Genomic DNA, 15,593 nt, shown 5'->3' with positions numbered 1-15,593 from the left:
GTCCGCTGCCCATAACGGCTTGTTATGGGCTGGGTCCCGCGCGTACAGTCCAGTAGGACTTGCATCGAGACAAGAGGTCGCATGCCGCTCAACCTGCGCCAGATCGAGGTCTTCCGCGCCATCATGATCACCGGCTCGATCAGCGGCGCCGCGCGGCTGCTGTCGGTCTCGCAGCCCGCCGTCAGCCGGCTGCTCGCCTACACCGAGGACGGCCTCAAGCTGAAACTGTTCGAGCGCATCAGCGGCCGTGTGCAGCCGACGCCGGAGGCCAAGCGACTGTTCGCCGAGGTCGAGCACATCCATCGCGGCGTCGCGCGCATCAACGATCTCGCCGATGAGCTGCGCGCCGGCGGCACCGGCACCATCCGGGTCGTGGCCAGCCCGAGCGCGGGATACGGCATGGTGCCGGACGCCTTGGCGCGGCTGCGCAGCCGCTTTCCCGACCTGCGGGTCGAATTCGAGTCGCTGACGCTTCTGGAGATCGTCAATCGGGTCGGCACCGCCCGGGCCGATGTCGGCGTCACCGTGTTGCCGGTCGACGAGCCGACGGTGGCGGTGGAGACGATCGCGGAAGGCGCGCTGCACGTCATCATGCCGGCGGATCATGCGCTGGCGAAGCTGCGCAGCATCCGGCCGAAGGACATGCTGCCTTACCCGCTGGTCGGCTTCGGCCCGCAGACACCCTACGGCCACATCGTGACATCAGCGCTCGCCGGCGGCCCGGAGCCCACGACGATCGTGCGCTACACGCCCGACGCCTGCGCCATGGTCCGCGCCGGCGGGGGCCTTGCGGTCGTCGACGAATTCGTCCTCCGCGGCCGCGCCTGGCCGGATCTTGTTGCGCGGCCGCTCGCGCCGAAGACACCGATGCGCGCGTATCTGCTGACGCCGCGGTTCGAGCCGCTGTCACGGAATGCCGCGGCGCTGGCGGATATCTTGCGCGGGCGGGATCGGAAGGGGACAGCGGGGAAGAGGTAATTGCTTGTCTGTTGGGATCCGATCTCTCTCCGCGCAACCGGTGGGCTCCCCTCCCCCTTGCGGGGAGGGGAGCCGACCGCCGCCGGAGTGATGTCCGCGCTCAATCGAAAAAGCAGACGGGCAGATCTCGAACTCTGCCGCCTATTTCTAAGCCGCCAGCCACCCACCATCCACCGGCAGCACGATGCCGGTCGTGAACGACGCCTCGTCGCTGGCCAGAAACAGCGCCGCCGCCGCAACCTCGTCCGCCTCTCCAAACCGCTTCATCGCGTGGCGCTGTCGCGATGCGTCGCGGACCGGCTCGGGATCGGCATGGCGCGCAAAGCTGCGACGCAGCAGCGGCGTGTCGATGGCACCCGGCGCCAGCGCGTTGACGCGGATGCCGTCGGTGGCGAAGTCCACCGCCATGGTGCGGGTCAGGCTGATGATCGCGCCCTTGGCCGCGATATAGGCGCTGTTGCCCTTGCCGCCGGCGACCGCGAGTTGCGAAGCGACAGTGATGATCGAGCCTGCTTTCTTCGTCTGCATGACCGGCACCGCAACCTTCGCCCACAGCCAGGTGCCGCCGACATTGGCGCGGAACACCGCGTCCCAATCTGCCGGATCGGTCGTGACGACGGTGCCGCCGCAGGAAAATCCCGCCGCGGTCATCAGCACGTCGAGCCGGCCGCGCGACGCCGCCACGCCTTCAATGGTCGACCTGGCGAAGTTGGCATCCCCGACATCGCCGACATGGACGCTGCCGTCGCCGCCCGCTTCACGCACCAGCGCCAGCGTCCGTTCGGCCCCAGCAGCATCACGGTCGACCAGTGCGAGATACGCGCCCTCGCGCGCGAACATCGCGGCGCTGGCGCGGCCGATGCCCGAGCCGCCCCCGGTGACGACGGCGACCTTGTCCTTCAGCCTCATCTCACTCTCTCCCGTACTGATCGAACCAGCGGCCGAAATGCTCGGCCGAACCAGCGCAGTCGAACCGCGCGCGCCAGCCGAACTCGTCGGCCAGCCGCGTCGTCGACAGCCGGCCGCGAACCGGCGCGAACACCGGCACCGTCGGCGTCTCACCCTGCTCCGCGAGCCGGCAGGTGAAACCGGCCCGACCGCTCGCGAAGGCGCGACCCCAGGCCTCGGCCGTGAACGTTGCCTCGTTGGAGATGTTGTAGAGCGTCTGTTGCGGCTTTTCGGTCTCGAGCAGCAGGCAGACCGCATCGGCGACGTCGACCGCGTAGACCCAGTCCTTGTCGCCCGGCTCGTTCAGCAGCGCCGGCTCATTGCGTGCACAGCAGGCCGCGATCAGAGCCTGCGGCGACGGCGTGTCGCGCACGCCGCCGCCGCGCTCGAACGGGCCGAACACCGCCGACAGCCGCACGCTGATGACGTCGGTCTTCCACAGGTCGGACAGCCGGGCCGCGACGCGTTCGGAGGTGAACTTGGTGATCGCGTAGAGCGACACCGGTTCGCACGGCGTGGTCTCCTCCAGCACGGCAAAGCGCTGGCCGCTGGCGCCATAGGATGCAGCGGACGACAGATTGATCACGCGCCGGATACCGCTGCGCCGCGCCGCCTGCAGGATCGGCACTTGCGCCAGCAGGTTGACCGCGAGGATGCGCTCGGGATCGGCTGCGTCGCGCTCGGGGCCGGCGGTGATCGCGGCGCCCATGACCACGGCGTCGCAGCCGCTGCCGACCGCCGTTACGACGGCAGTCGCGTCGGTCACGTCGCATTTGATCACACGCAGCCGCTCACCAAACGGCGCGAAGGCACGTTGCGCCGCGCTCGGCAGAGGCGCCGCGTCGAACACCGTCACGACATGCCCACGCTCGAGCAGTCCTTGCGCGATGTTGAGCCCGACGAAGCCGGCGCCGCCGAAGATCAGGACATGCATGCGAGAAGCCTCTCCATCGGGGCCTCATGGTTCGAGACGGCTGCTGGCGCGGCCTCCTCACCATGAGGGTCAGCAGCTACAAGGCCGCGTGCCTTACTCTCTCCCCTCATGCTGAGGAGGGCGAGAAGCGCCCGTCTCGAAGCACGAGGCCATGCTATCCCCATTCCCTTCACAGCAGCTTCGCCCCGAAATTCTTCTCGGGATCCATGTCCGCCACCAGACGCCCCGTCGGCTTTGCCGCCTCGCCGCCGCTGCGGGCGAGGAACTGGCCGGAGCCGGGCTTCGCCGAGACTTTTCCGTCATCGACAATCACCCGGCCGCGCGACAGCACCGTCACCGGCCAGCCCTGGACGCTGCGCCCCGCGAATGGCGTGTAGCCGGCGAGGTCGTGCATGCTCTCATCAGCAATGGTGACGCGCTTGTCCGGATCCCACAGCGCGATGTCGGCATCGGCGCCGATCGCGATCGCGCCCTTGCGCGGATGCAGACTGTAGATCTTCGCCGGCGCCGTCGACGTCAGCTCGACGAACTTGTTGAGGCCGAGCCGGCCCTTCGACACCATCGCGTCGAACAGCAGCGGCAGCCGCAGTTCCAGTCCCGGCAGGCCGTTGGCGATCTGCTTGAAATTCGGGTTGGGGCCGGCGCGCAGCTTGCCGGTCTCGTCGAAGCGGTACGGCGCGTGGTCCGACGAGATCGTCTGGAGATCGCCGAGCGACAGCGCCTGCCACAGCGCCTCCTGGTCCGGCGCCCGGCGCGGCGGCGGGCTGCACATCCATTTCGCGCCCTCGATGCCCGGCTTGTCGAGATCCTCGGCCGTCATGAACAGGTATTGCGGACAGGTTTCCGCGAACACCTTCAGCCCCTGCCCGCGCGCGTCGCGGATCACCTTGGCGCCTTCGGCGGTCGAGACGTGGAAGATCATGATCGGCTGATCGACCAGCGCCGCCATGCCGATGAGACGATTGAACGCCTCGGCTTCCGAGAAGCGCGCGTGGCTGATGGCGTGGTACTTCGGCGCGGTGTAGCCGCGCGCCAGCAGCCGCTTCACCATCCAGGAGATGATGCCGTGGTTCTCGGCATGCGCGCACAGCATCGCGCCACCCTCGCGCGCGGCGACGAGGATGTCGAGCAGCGGCTCGTCGTCGATCTTGAGCCGATCATAGGTCATGAAGATCTTGATCGAGCCGTGGCCCTGCCGGATCAGCGCCGGCAGGTCGCGCTCCAAGGTCTCCTTGGTGGGATCGGCGATGATCATGTGGAACGCGTAGTCGATCACTGCGCCCTTGCGCGCCAGCGCGTGATAGTCCTCCAGCACCTGCGGCAGCTGCATACCGACATGCTGCGCGGCGAACGAGATCACTGAGGTGGTGCCGCCAAACGCCGCCGAGGTCGTTGCGCTCTCGAACGTATCGGCGTTGACGATGCCGGCGGCCGAGAGCTGCTCGATGTGGCAGTGGCTGTCGACGCCGCCGGGCAGCACGTATTTGCCGCGCGCATCGATTTCGCGCCTCGCAGGCCCCAGGCCGCGGCCGATCGCCGCGATGGTCTCGCCGGAGATGGCGACGTCGGCCTCGAACGTATCGGTGGTGGTGGCGACGCGCCCTCCCCGGATGATCAGGTCATAGGCCGGCTCGGTCATCGCGATCTCCTAGTTCTGCCAGATGGAACGGCGTGGACGCTACGAAGCCGCGTCGGCCTGCTTGCGTCCGCCGTGGCATAGTGGTTGCCTGTCGGGCGACGTCAACTCCGAAGAAGCAGGTAACACCCATGTCCCGCCCGCGCATCACCGTGATCAACCCGAACTCCAACCAGGTGGTGACCGACGGCCTCGCGGCGGCGCTGAAGCCGCTGATGTTCGCGGAAGGACCGGAGATCGTGTGCGAGACCTTGAAGGAAGGACCCTACGGCGTCGAGAGCCAGAAGGACGCCGACAGCGTAGCGCTGCCGCTACGGCGCTTCGTCGAGGGCGACAATGCATCCAGCGCGTTCGTCATCGCCTGCTACAGCGATCCGGGCTTGCACGTGTGCCGCGAGGCTACGACGCGCCCGGTGCTGGGCATCGCCGAATGCGGCGTGCTGACCGCGCTGACCCGCGCCGACACGTTCGGCGTCCTCGCGATCGCGCAGCGCTCGATCCGCCGCCATATCCGTTATCTGCGTCAGATGGGGCTGATGGACCGGCTCGCCGCCGAGCGGCCGCTCGACATGACCGTGGCGGAGACGGCGTCGGGCGAAGGCACGCTGGCGAAGATGATCGCGGTCGGCCGCGCCTTGAAGGAGGAGGATGGCGCCGGCGCCATCGTGATGGGCTGCGCCGGCATGGCGCGGCATCGCAAGAATCTGGAGGATGCGCTGGGCATTCCGGTGATCGATCCCACGCAGGCCGCGGTGACGATGGCGCTCGGCGCGGTGGCGTTTGCGAGGTGAGTGAAGGCTCGCTGAGCCTCGACGTGAGGCATGCAACTGCCAGTTCCGCTCCTCGATAGATTCCGCGGTATGGGTCCCGGCGTTCGCCGGGACGACACCGTTGATGGACGCTGGGGTCCAACAACGGCCCTCTGCTCAGCTCACCAGTTGAAAACTAGCCGCCTCACTCCGGCGGCACCGCACCGGTGCGGCTGGTGATCAGCCCGTAATGCTCCACCCTTCGATGCCTCGCGAAATCGAAGATCGTCTGCTTGCCGAAGCGCGTCGCATCCATATCGCAAGGCGCGACCAGCACCTCGTCGCCTTCCGTCACAGCTTCCGCGACGATCTCGCCGTCGGGATTGACGATCAGGCTGCCGCCGATCAGATGATGGCCGTCTTCCATACCGGCCTTGGCCACAGCCACCACCCAGCACGAGTTCTGGTAGGCGCCAGCCTGCGCGGAGAGACGATTGTGGAACAGGCGCTGCTGCAGTCCCTCCGCAGATTTCAGCGAGTTCACCGACGGCGTGTTGTAGCCGATCAGCACCAGCTCGACGTCCTGCAGCCCCATCACGCGATAAGTCTCCGGCCAGCGGCGATCGTTGCAGATGGCCATGCCCATGATCCCGCCGAGATTGCGCCAGACCGGAAAGCCGAGGTCGCCCGGCTCGAAATAGCGCTTCTCCAGATGCTGGTGGCTGCGCTCCGGCTCGAACTCCTCGTGGCCGGGCAGATGCACCTTGCGGTACTTGCCGACGATGCGGCTCTCGCGGTCGGTCAGGATGGCGGTGTTGTAGTGGTGCCCGTCCGGCGTCAGCTCGGCATAGCCGAGATACATCGCGATGCCGTGCTGCGCGGCGCGGTCGAACAGCGGCTGCACCGCGGCGTTCGGCATGTCGCGCTCGAACCAGGTATCGACCTCAGTCTGGTCCTCGATGTACCAGCGCGGAAAGAACGTCGTCAGCGCCAGCTCCGGATAGACGATGAGGTCGGCCCCCTTTTGCTTGGCTTCGTCCAGCAGCGCGGTCATGCGCGCGACGACGGCCTCGCGGCTCTCGGCCCGCTGGATCGGCCCCATCTGGGCCGCGGCGACGTTGATCACACGCATGGTGGAGCTCCACGGTTAGTTCGTAGCGACATCTTGTTTGGAATCGGCATTGCGAAACTTGAAGATCGACCGATCAAACGCCGTGTCCATATATGCGCCCTCTCCCCTTGTGGGAGAGGGCATGTAGGACGGGTCGGCAAGCTCGGCAGGGTGAGGGGTATTTCTCCACGAGCATCATTCGCGGAGAGATACCCCTCACCCGAACGAGGACATGGAGGGGCCGGTGATGCCCTCTCCCACAAGGGGAGAGGGCGCTGTATCGCACAGCGCGGGGCCGACAGACGGCACTCGGCAAATGTCGAGAGAACAATGGTTGCCGCCTTACTCACCCACCCCATTCCTACGATCACACCGGCCGATGCAGCACCGGCCGCGTGCGCGAGAAGGACGGGCGGCCGCGCTTCAGGCCCCACAGCGGCTGGGCCAATGTGGCCACCGCTTCGGTCGGATCGCGCGCATCGATGCAGACGAGATCGGCCGGCGCGCCGACCGTCACGCCGTAATCCGAAAGCCGCATCAGCTTGGCCGCATCATGCGTCACCATGTCGAGGCAGCCGGCGAGATGGTCGGGGCGCGAGACGTGGCAGACATTGGCGTAGAGGTTGGCCATGCGGATCAGCGAGCCGTCGCCATAGGGCGTGAACGGATTGAGCACGTTGTTGGTCGACAGCGAACAGGTCACGCCCTTGTCGCGCAGCGGCTCGAGCGGCACCACGCCGCGCGGGATCGCATGATCGTGGCGCCGGCCCATCAGATGCAGATCCGTCGAGGGCAGCACGGTGACGGCGACGCCGGCCTTGGCGAGTTGCACAGCGATCGCATTGAAGCGCTCCGGCGGCAGCAGCGACAGCTGCGTGACATGCCCGACCGCGACGCGACCGCCCCAGCCATATTCCTCCGTCTTGCGGCAGACATATTCAATCTGCATGTGATCGAGCGTCTCGGCGAGATCGAGATGCATGTCGATGTCGACGTCGTGCTCGCGCGCGATCGCGAAGATGCGGTCGATCTGTGCCGGGGGATCGGTGTCGAAATACGGCGCCGCGCCGATGGTGCGCGCGCCGCGGCGCAGGCCCTCGATCAGCAGCTCCTCGGTGCCGGGATAGTTGGTCAGGCCTTCCTGCGGGAACACGCAGATTTCGAGATCGAGCGCCCAGGCATGATCGCGGGCGAGTTGTTGGATGGCCTCGAACGCAATGAAGCCGATGCCGGGATCGAGCTCGACATGGGTGCGCATCCGCATCGTGCCGTGGCTGACGCAGCGCTCCACGGTCTGCTTCGCCCTGTTGTAGACATCCTCGGCCGTGAAGTGACGCTTGGCGGCCGCCGTCTCGCGCACCGCCTCGGCCACCGTACCTTCCCGGATCGTGCAGCGATCCAGGATGCAGGTCTTGTCGAGATGGATGTGGGTCTCGATGAAGCCGGGAACGACGAGGCAGTTCTCCGCGTCGCGTTCCTCGCCGTCGGCCCGCAGCGCGGCCTCGATCGCCACGATCCGGCCTTTCGAAATTCCGATATCGGCGCGGCGCAGCTCGCCCTGCTGCGCCAGCACCGCGTTGCGAATGATCAGGTCCATGCCGCCTTTGCCGTCGAAGATTCCCTGCGCGCCACGCTGGCGGCGCGGCGCTCAAAAGGCAAGCGCCATGCCAGGGATGGACGCCGCGCTGCGTTGCAAGCCGCTTCGTCACCATTCGTTTACAAACAGACGGCCGATCCGGGCCACTTGTTTGCTGTGGAAAAACTGCTATATTGGTGCATGGATAACGTGAACGCGTTCTGCTCAGGCCCGTCGTCAAGGCGGGCCGTTGCCGTTTTGGGGGTAGCTGTCCGATGACTCGCTCCAACCGCACGGATCACATCCGCCTGACCTCGCACCCGGTGCCAGGCGCCAAGCACAATTTCCCGCTCCACTGGGGCGCGGCGAGCGCGCGCGAGCGCGGGCCGATCATCGGCACGGTGTCGCGTCCGCAGGACCGCAACGTCATCGGCAGCCATGGCGGCTCCTACACGGTGTACCGCGCGCTCGCGGTCTCCTCCGGCGCGCTGGATCCGATCCGTCGCCCCGATCTCACCAACACCCATCCCGCCGCCACCATCGGCCCGTTCGGCCAATGGCGCGATCCCGCCAAGATCGTCGCGCTCGATCCCTGGGGCCATCTGGTCGCCGAGAACTTCGGCGGCGAGATCGCCGAGGGCATCGACATCCGGCCGACCATCGCGGTGACCAAGGCGCGCATCGAACTGCCGGAGCTGCATGCGGCGATGGCCGCCAAGCGCCTCGTTCACGACGGCGAGGTCGTGCATGCCAATGGCAGCGTGTCGGTGGTGAAGATCGCGATCGACCCCGTGTGGTACCTGCCCGGCGTGGCCGCACGCTTCGGCACCAGCGAGACCAATCTGCGCCGCGGCCTGTTCGAGCAGACCGGCGGCATGTATCCGGAGCTGGTGACGCGACCCGACCTGCAGGTGTTCCTGCCGCCGATCGGCGGTACGACCGTCTATCTGTTCGGCGACGTCACCAAGCTGAATGACGCGAGGACGAAGATCACCTGTCGCGTGCATGACGAATGCAACGGCTCCGACGTGTTCGGCTCCGACATCTGCACCTGCCGGCCCTATCTGATCCACGGCATCGAGGAATGCGTCGCCGCCGGCCAGAATGGCGGGCTCGGCATCATCGTCTACAACCGCAAGGAAGGCCGCGCGCTCGGCGAGGTGACCAAATTCCTGGTCTACAATGCGCGCAAGCGCCAGGAGGACGGCGACGCCGCCGCGGCCTATTTCGAGCGCACCGAATGCGTCGCCGGTGTGCAGGACGCGCGCTTCCAGCAGCTGATGCCCGACGTGATCCACTGGCTCGGCATCACGCGCATCGACCGCTTCATCTCGATGAGCGACATGAAGCACGATGCGCTGGTCGGACAAGGCGTCGACATCGTCGAGCGCGTGCCGATCCCCGACGAGCTGATCCCGGCCGACGCCCATGTCGAGATCGCAGCCAAGAAGGCCGCCGGCTATTTCTCGCTGGAGCCGCAAAAACCGCAAGAGCTCGGCGACACCGTCGGCCGCCCGCTCGAGAAGTACTGAGCGCAGCGGCCGATCATGACAGACGTCTCATATCTCCTGTCCGCCCGCGCCGTCCGCGAGCGGGCGCATCAACTGCTTGCCCTCGGCCTCGACGACAAGCTGCCGCATTTTCGTATCGATCTCGGCAAACTGGATGCGATCGCCGATCTCGTACGCGACGTCACGAGCAAGGCGTATCCGAACGGCGAGGTGCCGTTCCATTCACGCTGGCGGCACTTCGTGGTCGGCAGCGTCGATCGCTGGGCTGCAATCGCTGAGAGGGTGGAGTGGCCGGATGCGGCGGCGCGCGCGCGCGCCGAGTTCGATCTCGCCATCACCAGCGTGCTGCTCGACGCCGGCGCCGGTGCCGCTTGGCGCTATCTGGATGCCGTCACCGGCGCGCGGATCGGCCGCTCCGAGGGACTGGCGCTGGCGAGCCTCGACATGTTTTCCCGCGGCGCGTTTTCCGCCGACCCGGCAGATCCGCTGCGCGCAGACGCGGCGAAGCTGCAACAGCTGACCGTCGCCGATCTCGAACGCGGCTTTCAGGTTGGCGCTGACAATCCGCTGGTCGGATTGGAAGGCCGCGTCGCGCTGCTGCGGCGGTTGGGCGAAGTAGTCGCCGCGAAGCCGGAGATTTTCGGAACCAAGGATGCTCCGCGTCCCGGCGGGCTTTTCGATCAGCTCGTCGCCGGCGCCGTGGATGGCCACATCGATGCGGCTGACATCCTGCAGCAGGTGCTGCAGCAGCTCGGCCCGATCTGGCCGTCACGTCTGACGCTGCAAGGCGTCGCGCTCGGCGACTGCTGGAGGCATGCATCGCTGGTGACGGCCGATGCGACCACCGGCCTCGTTCCCCTGCACAAGCTGTCACAATGGCTGAGCTATTCGCTGATCGAACCGCTGCAGCGCGCGGGCCTCGTGGTGGACAACATCGACGGCCTCACCGGCCTCGCCGAATACCGCAATGGCGGCCTGTTCGTGGACGGCGGTGTGCTGAGCCTGCGCGATCCCGCCGATGCCGCGCGAGCGCATGCCGTGGACTCGCCGCTGGTGGTGGAATGGCGCGCGCTCACCGTCGCCCTGCTCGACCGGCTGGCCGCGCTGATCCGCGTGCGTACCGGTCAGACGCCCGAGCAACTGCCGCTCGCCCGCATCCTAGAGGGCGGCACCTGGGCCGCCGGCCGCAAGCTCGCCTTCGAGCGGCGGCCCGATGGTTCACCGCCGCTCACCATCATCAGCGACGGCACGGTGTTTTAAGGGGTTTGATAGAGATTCGTCATGCCCGACACGGGAGGTGCACCCTCTCCCCTTGTGGGAGAGGGTGCATCGAACGAGCGGAGCGAGTTCGAGCCGGGTGAGGGGTTCTCTCCGCGGAAACAGACCCCTCACCCGGTATGATCGCGCTACGCGCGCTCATACCACCCTCTCCCACAAGGGGAGAGGGTGCACCTCCCGTGCCGCATTATTCGGAGATGAAAGCCATGGAAGGCGTCACGGTCGTCGATCATCCGCTGGTGCAGCACAAGCTGACCCTGATCCGCGACAAGTCGATCTCGACCAAGTCGTTTCGCGAGCTCTTGAAGGAGATCGGCATGCTCCTCTGCTACGAGGTCACGCGCGACCTGCCGCTCACGGAGGTCGAGATCGAGACGCCGCTGGCGCGGATGCAGTCAGCGAAGATCGCCGGCAAGAAGCTGGTGTTCGTGCCGGTGCTGCGCGCCGGCGTCACCTTCGTCGACGGCATGCTCGACCTGGTGCCGACCGCGCGCGTTGCCCATATCGGCCTGTACCGCGAACCGCAGACCTTCACTGCCGTCGAGTACTTCTTCAAGGCGCCGTCCGACCTGCACGAGCGTCTCGCCGTCGTGGTGACGCCGGTGCTGGCGACCGGCAACAGCGCGGTCGCCGCCGTCGACCGGCTGAAGGAGCGCGGCGCCAAGGACATCCGCATGGTCTGCATGATCGCCGCTCCCGAAGGCGTCGAGCGCGTGCGCGGCCTGCATCCCGACGTCACGCTGTGGACCGCGGCGATCGACGAGGGCCTGGACGACGACGCCTTCATCGTCCCCGGCCTCGGCGACGCCGGCGACCGGGCGTATGGGACGCGGTAAGGCTCGCATCGACTCGACCAAGAGGACGCGGTAATCCGGGCCTCGCCCTTCGAGACGCGCGCCTTTCGGCGCGCTCCTCAGGGTGAGGAGTGGCAGGATTCGGCGTCGGCCAAGTTCTCTGCGCCGAAGCCTCGTGAGAGGCAGGTCTCCAGGAACACGACTGTCGGCGTGTTCATGGCACGGGATCCAGCACCCGACGTCGGTGCCGGACCCTCATGGTGAGGAGGCGCGCGCCGATCTGCGCATGAGAGCAATCGACGAACAAGCGCGCGCCGTCTCGAACCATGAGGCCCGAGCTGCGAGCCGCACCAACAGCGTCCGGCAACGCCGCAGCGGCTTGATCCGCCCGTCGGGCACTCACTACACGTCCTCACTGCCGATTTTTTTCGTCGCGGCCGTCGCTCCGCCTCGCGCGAAAACGCGATATTCCGCTGCGGATCCAACAACAAGCTCGACTTCAAGACCTCGCGCAGAAATAAATCTCTTCCCAATTTCGGATTTTCTGATTTATGCTCCCTCCGTTCCGGTCCGGATGAGGGGCGTACGCGTCGTCACGAGACGTTGGATCGGCAATGCGGTGGACGTGGCAGCATCGTAAAGCGCTTGCGCGGACGAGCGGTGCTCTGCGGACGGCGAAGTCGCGTGGTTCTGATACCCCGAAGCTGGTATCAAGTCGGCCGGTGTGACGCATCGGACGATGACGGTGGCCAACGAGCCGGGCACCGGGAAGATCGCGTATAAGCCGTAAACCATCGCGCAGGGAAGGCCGGATGCTCCGGTCCGTACCTGTGGTTCTGCCGCGTGCTTTTTGTTGCACGCGGACCATGGGTGCGACCGGCACCCGGCCTTCCCTGCGCCCTCATCATTCACGAGGGCGACGACTGCGGCATCATCCGGGCGCGATCTGCGCCGCGGCAACGATGCAGCCTGCCCGGTTGTTTGAGACGATGCGCTGACGCGCTGTCAGCCCGCGAACGCGGCCTGTGCCTCGGGCAGCGCCCAGATCTTCTCGATCGCCGCAGCACCAGTGGCTGTGATCGCCACCTCGTCGCCATGCAGATAACGGCCTTCGCAAATCAGCAGCCGGCCATCGACCATCACCTGGTCGATATTGGCGCGGTTGGCGAGCGCGATCAGGCCGCGACGTGGATCATGCAGCGGCTGGAGATGCGGATGCGTCATGTCGACGACGGTGAGATCGGCGGTCGCGCCCGACGCGATCACGCCGAGATCGTCGCGCTTGATCATCGCGGCCGCGGCCGCGGTGACCGCGTCGATCAGTTCCGGCGCGCTCGCGGTCTCGGCATTTCCGAGCGCGACCTTCGAGATCAGCGACGCCGCATTGAGCTCGCCGAGCAGGTCCATGTTGTATCCGTCGGTGCCGACGGCGGTGCGCACGCCATGCGCGGCGAAGCGGCCGAACGCCGCGGTGACGCCGGCGCGGGCGAACACGCGCGGGCAGTTCAGGACGCCGGCGCCGCGCGCGGCCATCAGCTTCAGATCCGCATCGGTCGAGGCATGGCAATGCGCGGCGAGAAGATCGGGCCCGAGCAGGCCGAGCCAGTCGAGATATTCGGCCGGCGTGCGCCCGCCATAGCGCTGCCCGATGGTGGCCACCTCGCCGGCGCTCTGCGCCATGTGCGTCGTGACGGGAACGTCGAGCTCGCGCGCTCGCCTCGCAGCAGCGCGCAACAGATCAGGTCCGCAGGTGTCGGTCGCATGCGGGCTCATCGCCAGACGGATGCGACCGTCCCCCTGCCCGTGCCAGCGCTGATGCAGCGCGTTCCAGGCCGCCATGTCGGCCTCGCCGTCATCGCCGGCATAATGCACGACGCCGGAGGCGTCCGCCTTGGCGTCCGACGTCGAGAACAGATAGGGCGCGCCGTAGAAGCGCAGGCCCATCTCGAGCGCCGCATCGAACAGCTCGGGGATCGTGTTCCGAAACGGCTCCATCACCGTGGTCGCGCCGCCCTTCAGGAGCTGCAACACGCCCGTGCGGCCGATCGCCAGCCGCTCTTCGGCGGAGAGAATTTCGGCGCCGCGCTTGGAGAGCGGCAGCAGCACCGTGTAAACGATGCTCTTGTTGTTGCGTCGGCCGTTGCCGTCCTCCGTCAGCGTGCGCGCAATCGCTTCGCTGAAGATGTGGTTGTGCAGGTTCAGCAGACCGGGCAGCACGAAGCGGCCGGGCCGGTCGAACACCTCGTCGGCCGAGGGACGATCGCGCGTCACCGCCGCGATGCGCTTGCCCTCCACCAGCACCCAATGGTCGCGCAGCACGCCCTGCACGCCATCACTATGCGTCAGCACGTAGCTGCCGAAGATCGCTGTGGTGCTCATGCGCCCTTGGTTTCCGCTGCCTCATGACGCTGGTAGTTCGCTGCAATCTCCGCGCCGGTGGTGATCCAGACGTCCTGGCACGATTTGGTGTAGTTGAGGAATTCGCGCAGCAGGCGGAAGCGCATCGGCCGCCCCGAGACCTGCGGATGCAGGACGGTCGTGACCATGGCGCCCCAGTCGCGGACCTCGTCAAGCTCGTCCTTCCACATCGACAGCACGTGCTCCTTGGGGAAGATCGAGCGCGGCGAGAACCGCGCCGACAGGCCGTGCATCCAGTCGTCATAGCTCGACGTCACCGGGATCTCGATCGTGCCGGGCGAGCCGGAGGCCAAGCGGTGGCGATAGGGCCTGACGTCGTCGCGGAACGAGGAGGTGTAGACGATGCCCTGGCGGACGAGCGCGACGCGCAGCTCCTCGCAGAACTCGCCGAACGGCGCACGATAGCCGATCGGACGGACGCCGAGCCGGCGCTGAAGCGCATCGAAGCCCCGTTCGATCTCCTCGATGATGAAGGGATCGCCGGGATCGGGCAGCAGATGGTGATAGCCGTGATGACCGATCTCATGGCCGGCCTTCAGCACGGCCTCCGCCATCGCCGGATGCGCATCGACCGCCCATCCGGTGATGAAGAACGTCGCCTTGAGATCGAGGTCGGCGAGCAGCTCGAGCAGCTTCGGCGTGCCGACGCGGGCCTCGAAGCCGCCGAAGCTCATCGTGACCAGGCGCGCGGCATGCGCAGGGTCCTTCGACGTCCAGGCGCTCTCGGCGTCGATGTCGAACGACAGGAACATGGCCGCCTTGTAGGGCGCGGGCCACGGATAGTCGGGCGCCGGCGGCGCCGTGTTGGAGGGAATGAGCGGGATGCCTGCGAGCGCCTTACTGTCCGGCATTGATCGTCACCTTCCCGATCGCGTTGTCGCTGAGCTTCCACTTCGCCAGCAGCGCCTTGTAGCTGCCGTCGGCGATCAGCGCCTCCAGCGCGGCGCGCAGCGCCTCGCGCAGGTCCTCCGCCTTCACCGGCGTCGCGAGCCCGGTATACTGAAAGGCGATCGGCGTGCCGACCGGCACATAGGTGTTGGGCTCGAGGTCCATGATGTAGGGCAAGGTCTCGTTGCCCTGCACGGCGGCATCGATCCGGCCCTGCTTGAGCTGCGTGCGCGCATCGGCCGACCCTTCGGTGCCGACGAATTCGATCGGAGTCGCGCCGCAGTTCTTGTCGCTCCAGGCCGCGATGTCCTTCGGGAACATCGTGCGCCTGGAGGCGCCGACCTTCTTGCCGCACAGCGCCGCCGGCTCCTTGAACTCGGCGGCGCGCGAGGCCTGCACGAAGAAGCGCGGGCCGCTACGCAGATAGTCGATGAAGCTCGCGGTCTCCTGCCGGCTCTTGAGGTCGGTCATGCCGGTCAGGATGATGTCGAAGCGCTGGGTGGCGAGGCCCGGCATCAGCTGGTCGAAGCTGGTCTCCTGCCACACCGCCTTGACGCCGAGCTTCTTGGCCAGCGCCTCGCCGAGCTCGACGTCGAAGCCGGTCAGGGTCGCGGTGGCCGGATCCTTGAACTCCATCGGCGGATAGTTCGGCACCACCGCGATGCGCAGGCCGTTCTGCTTGATCTCGGCCGGAAGCTCGGCCGCAGCACTTGCCACCACCATCGCCGCGCTTGCGACGGCGGCCAATAGGATCGACTTGAACTTCATGATC

Annotated in this window: 13 protein-coding genes; 5 read left to right on the top strand and 8 right to left on the bottom strand. The window is 67.0% G+C overall.

Going from position 1 to position 15,593, the window contains the following annotated elements; all coding sequences use genetic code 11:
* Positions 1 to 81 precede the first annotated feature (81 nt).
* Positions 82 to 978 carry a LysR family transcriptional regulator gene (locus tag HL666_RS12050; RefSeq protein ID WP_172112208.1) on the top strand — a complete coding sequence of 299 codons (897 nt, stop codon included), beginning with the start codon at positions 82 to 84 and terminating at the stop codon, positions 976 to 978.
* A 147-nt stretch (positions 979 to 1,125) separates the two neighbouring features.
* Here the strand turns inward: HL666_RS12050 and HL666_RS12045 are convergent, their stop codons facing one another.
* From HL666_RS12045 to hydA, 3 genes are all read right to left on the bottom strand, one after another.
* Positions 1,126 to 1,887 carry an SDR family oxidoreductase gene (locus HL666_RS12045; protein WP_172181591.1) on the bottom strand — a complete coding sequence of 254 codons (762 nt, stop codon included), beginning with the start codon at positions 1,885 to 1,887 and terminating at the stop codon, positions 1,126 to 1,128.
* A 1-nt stretch (position 1,888) separates the two neighbouring features.
* Entirely contained in the window at positions 1,889 to 2,860 is a 972-nt protein-coding gene (locus HL666_RS12040) for an NAD-dependent epimerase/dehydratase family protein (protein WP_172181589.1), read from the bottom strand.
* 169 nt (positions 2,861 to 3,029) lie between these two features.
* Positions 3,030 to 4,499 (bottom strand): dihydropyrimidinase, encoded by a 1,470-nt coding sequence (hydA, locus tag HL666_RS12035; protein ID WP_172181587.1) that lies wholly within the window; start codon positions 4,497 to 4,499, stop codon positions 3,030 to 3,032.
* A 128-nt stretch (positions 4,500 to 4,627) separates the two neighbouring features.
* Here hydA and HL666_RS12030 point away from each other — a divergent pair, with 128 nt between their 5' ends.
* Complete coding sequence (locus HL666_RS12030; RefSeq protein ID WP_172181586.1) at positions 4,628 to 5,287, top strand: aspartate/glutamate racemase family protein; 660 nt, start codon at positions 4,628 to 4,630, stop codon at positions 5,285 to 5,287.
* A gap of 163 nt (positions 5,288 to 5,450) precedes the next feature.
* Here the strand turns inward: HL666_RS12030 and HL666_RS12025 are convergent, their stop codons facing one another.
* Both HL666_RS12025 and HL666_RS12020 read right to left on the bottom strand, forming a co-directional pair.
* Positions 5,451 to 6,377, bottom strand: coding sequence for an N-carbamoyl-D-amino-acid hydrolase (locus HL666_RS12025; protein ID WP_172181584.1), 927 nt, complete (start codon positions 6,375 to 6,377; stop codon positions 5,451 to 5,453).
* Positions 6,378 to 6,723: 346 nt separating this feature from the next.
* Positions 6,724 to 7,953 (bottom strand): amidohydrolase family protein, encoded by a 1,230-nt coding sequence (locus tag HL666_RS12020; RefSeq protein WP_172181582.1) that lies wholly within the window; start codon positions 7,951 to 7,953, stop codon positions 6,724 to 6,726.
* 254 nt (positions 7,954 to 8,207) lie between these two features.
* On the opposite strand from HL666_RS12020, the gene HL666_RS12015 reads away from it, so the two are divergent.
* The 3 genes from HL666_RS12015 to upp all read left to right on the top strand — a co-directional run bounded on the left by HL666_RS12015 (position 8,208) and on the right by upp (position 11,557).
* The gene (locus tag HL666_RS12015; RefSeq protein ID WP_172181581.1) at positions 8,208 to 9,464 is read left to right on the top strand and encodes a GTP cyclohydrolase II; all 1,257 of its coding nucleotides are present in this window, start codon (positions 8,208 to 8,210) and stop codon (positions 9,462 to 9,464) included.
* 15 nt (positions 9,465 to 9,479) lie between these two features.
* On the top strand, positions 9,480 to 10,703 hold the full coding sequence (locus HL666_RS12010; protein WP_172181580.1) for a URC4/urg3 family protein: 1,224 nt from the start codon (positions 9,480 to 9,482) through the stop codon (positions 10,701 to 10,703).
* 224 nt (positions 10,704 to 10,927) lie between these two features.
* Positions 10,928 to 11,557: a uracil phosphoribosyltransferase gene (gene upp, locus HL666_RS12005; RefSeq protein ID WP_172112217.1), complete on the top strand. Its 630-nt coding sequence runs from the start codon at positions 10,928 to 10,930 to the stop codon at positions 11,555 to 11,557.
* 963 nt (positions 11,558 to 12,520) lie between these two features.
* Here the strand turns inward: upp and HL666_RS12000 are convergent.
* The 3 genes from HL666_RS12000 to HL666_RS11990 are packed head-to-tail and all read right to left on the bottom strand — an operon-like array spanning position 12,521 to position 15,589.
* Complete coding sequence (locus HL666_RS12000) at positions 12,521 to 13,894, bottom strand: amidohydrolase family protein (protein ID WP_172181578.1); 1,374 nt, start codon at positions 13,892 to 13,894, stop codon at positions 12,521 to 12,523.
* On the bottom strand, positions 13,891 to 14,784 hold the full coding sequence (locus HL666_RS11995; protein WP_172181576.1) for a polysaccharide deacetylase family protein: 894 nt from the start codon (positions 14,782 to 14,784) through the stop codon (positions 13,891 to 13,893). The genes HL666_RS12000 and HL666_RS11995 overlap by 4 nt, the downstream gene beginning before the upstream one ends.
* Positions 14,771 to 15,589, bottom strand: coding sequence for an ABC transporter substrate-binding protein (locus tag HL666_RS11990; protein WP_172181575.1), 819 nt, complete (start codon positions 15,587 to 15,589; stop codon positions 14,771 to 14,773). The genes HL666_RS11995 and HL666_RS11990 overlap by 14 nt, the downstream gene beginning before the upstream one ends.
* Positions 15,590 to 15,593: the final 4 nt, after the last annotated feature.

This window comes from Bradyrhizobium aeschynomenes, assembly GCF_013178945.1.
GTDB classification, from domain to species: domain Bacteria; phylum Pseudomonadota; class Alphaproteobacteria; order Rhizobiales; family Xanthobacteraceae; genus Bradyrhizobium; species Bradyrhizobium aeschynomenes.
The sequence above is the reverse complement of the archived record's forward strand: the minus strand, read 5'-3'. Positions and strand labels throughout refer to the sequence as shown.

Excerpts from the sequence above, each read along its gene's own strand:
- HL666_RS12030 (WP_172181586.1), top strand. The coding sequence starts at position 4,628 with ATGTCCCGCCCGCGCATCACCGTGATCAACCCGAACTCCAACCAGGTG.
- HL666_RS11995 (WP_172181576.1), bottom strand. The coding sequence starts at position 14,784 with ATGCCGGACAGTAAGGCGCTCGCAGGCATCCCGCTCATTCCCTCCAAC.
- HL666_RS12045 (WP_172181591.1), bottom strand. The coding sequence starts at position 1,887 with ATGAGGCTGAAGGACAAGGTCGCCGTCGTCACCGGGGGCGGCTCGGGC.
- hydA (WP_172181587.1), bottom strand. The coding sequence starts at position 4,499 with ATGACCGAGCCGGCCTATGACCTGATCATCCGGGGAGGGCGCGTCGCC.
- HL666_RS12025 (WP_172181584.1), bottom strand. The coding sequence starts at position 6,377 with ATGCGTGTGATCAACGTCGCCGCGGCCCAGATGGGGCCGATCCAGCGG.
- HL666_RS12040 (WP_172181589.1), bottom strand. The coding sequence starts at position 2,860 with ATGCATGTCCTGATCTTCGGCGGCGCCGGCTTCGTCGGGCTCAACATC.
- HL666_RS12010 (WP_172181580.1), top strand. The coding sequence starts at position 9,480 with ATGACAGACGTCTCATATCTCCTGTCCGCCCGCGCCGTCCGCGAGCGG.
- HL666_RS12015 (WP_172181581.1), top strand. The coding sequence starts at position 8,208 with ATGACTCGCTCCAACCGCACGGATCACATCCGCCTGACCTCGCACCCG.
- HL666_RS12020 (WP_172181582.1), bottom strand. The coding sequence starts at position 7,953 with ATGGACCTGATCATTCGCAACGCGGTGCTGGCGCAGCAGGGCGAGCTG.
- HL666_RS11990 (WP_172181575.1), bottom strand. The coding sequence starts at position 15,589 with ATGAAGTTCAAGTCGATCCTATTGGCCGCCGTCGCAAGCGCGGCGATG.
- HL666_RS12000 (WP_172181578.1), bottom strand. The coding sequence starts at position 13,894 with ATGAGCACCACAGCGATCTTCGGCAGCTACGTGCTGACGCATAGTGAT.
- upp (WP_172112217.1), top strand. The coding sequence starts at position 10,928 with ATGGAAGGCGTCACGGTCGTCGATCATCCGCTGGTGCAGCACAAGCTG.
- HL666_RS12050 (WP_172112208.1), top strand. The coding sequence starts at position 82 with ATGCCGCTCAACCTGCGCCAGATCGAGGTCTTCCGCGCCATCATGATC.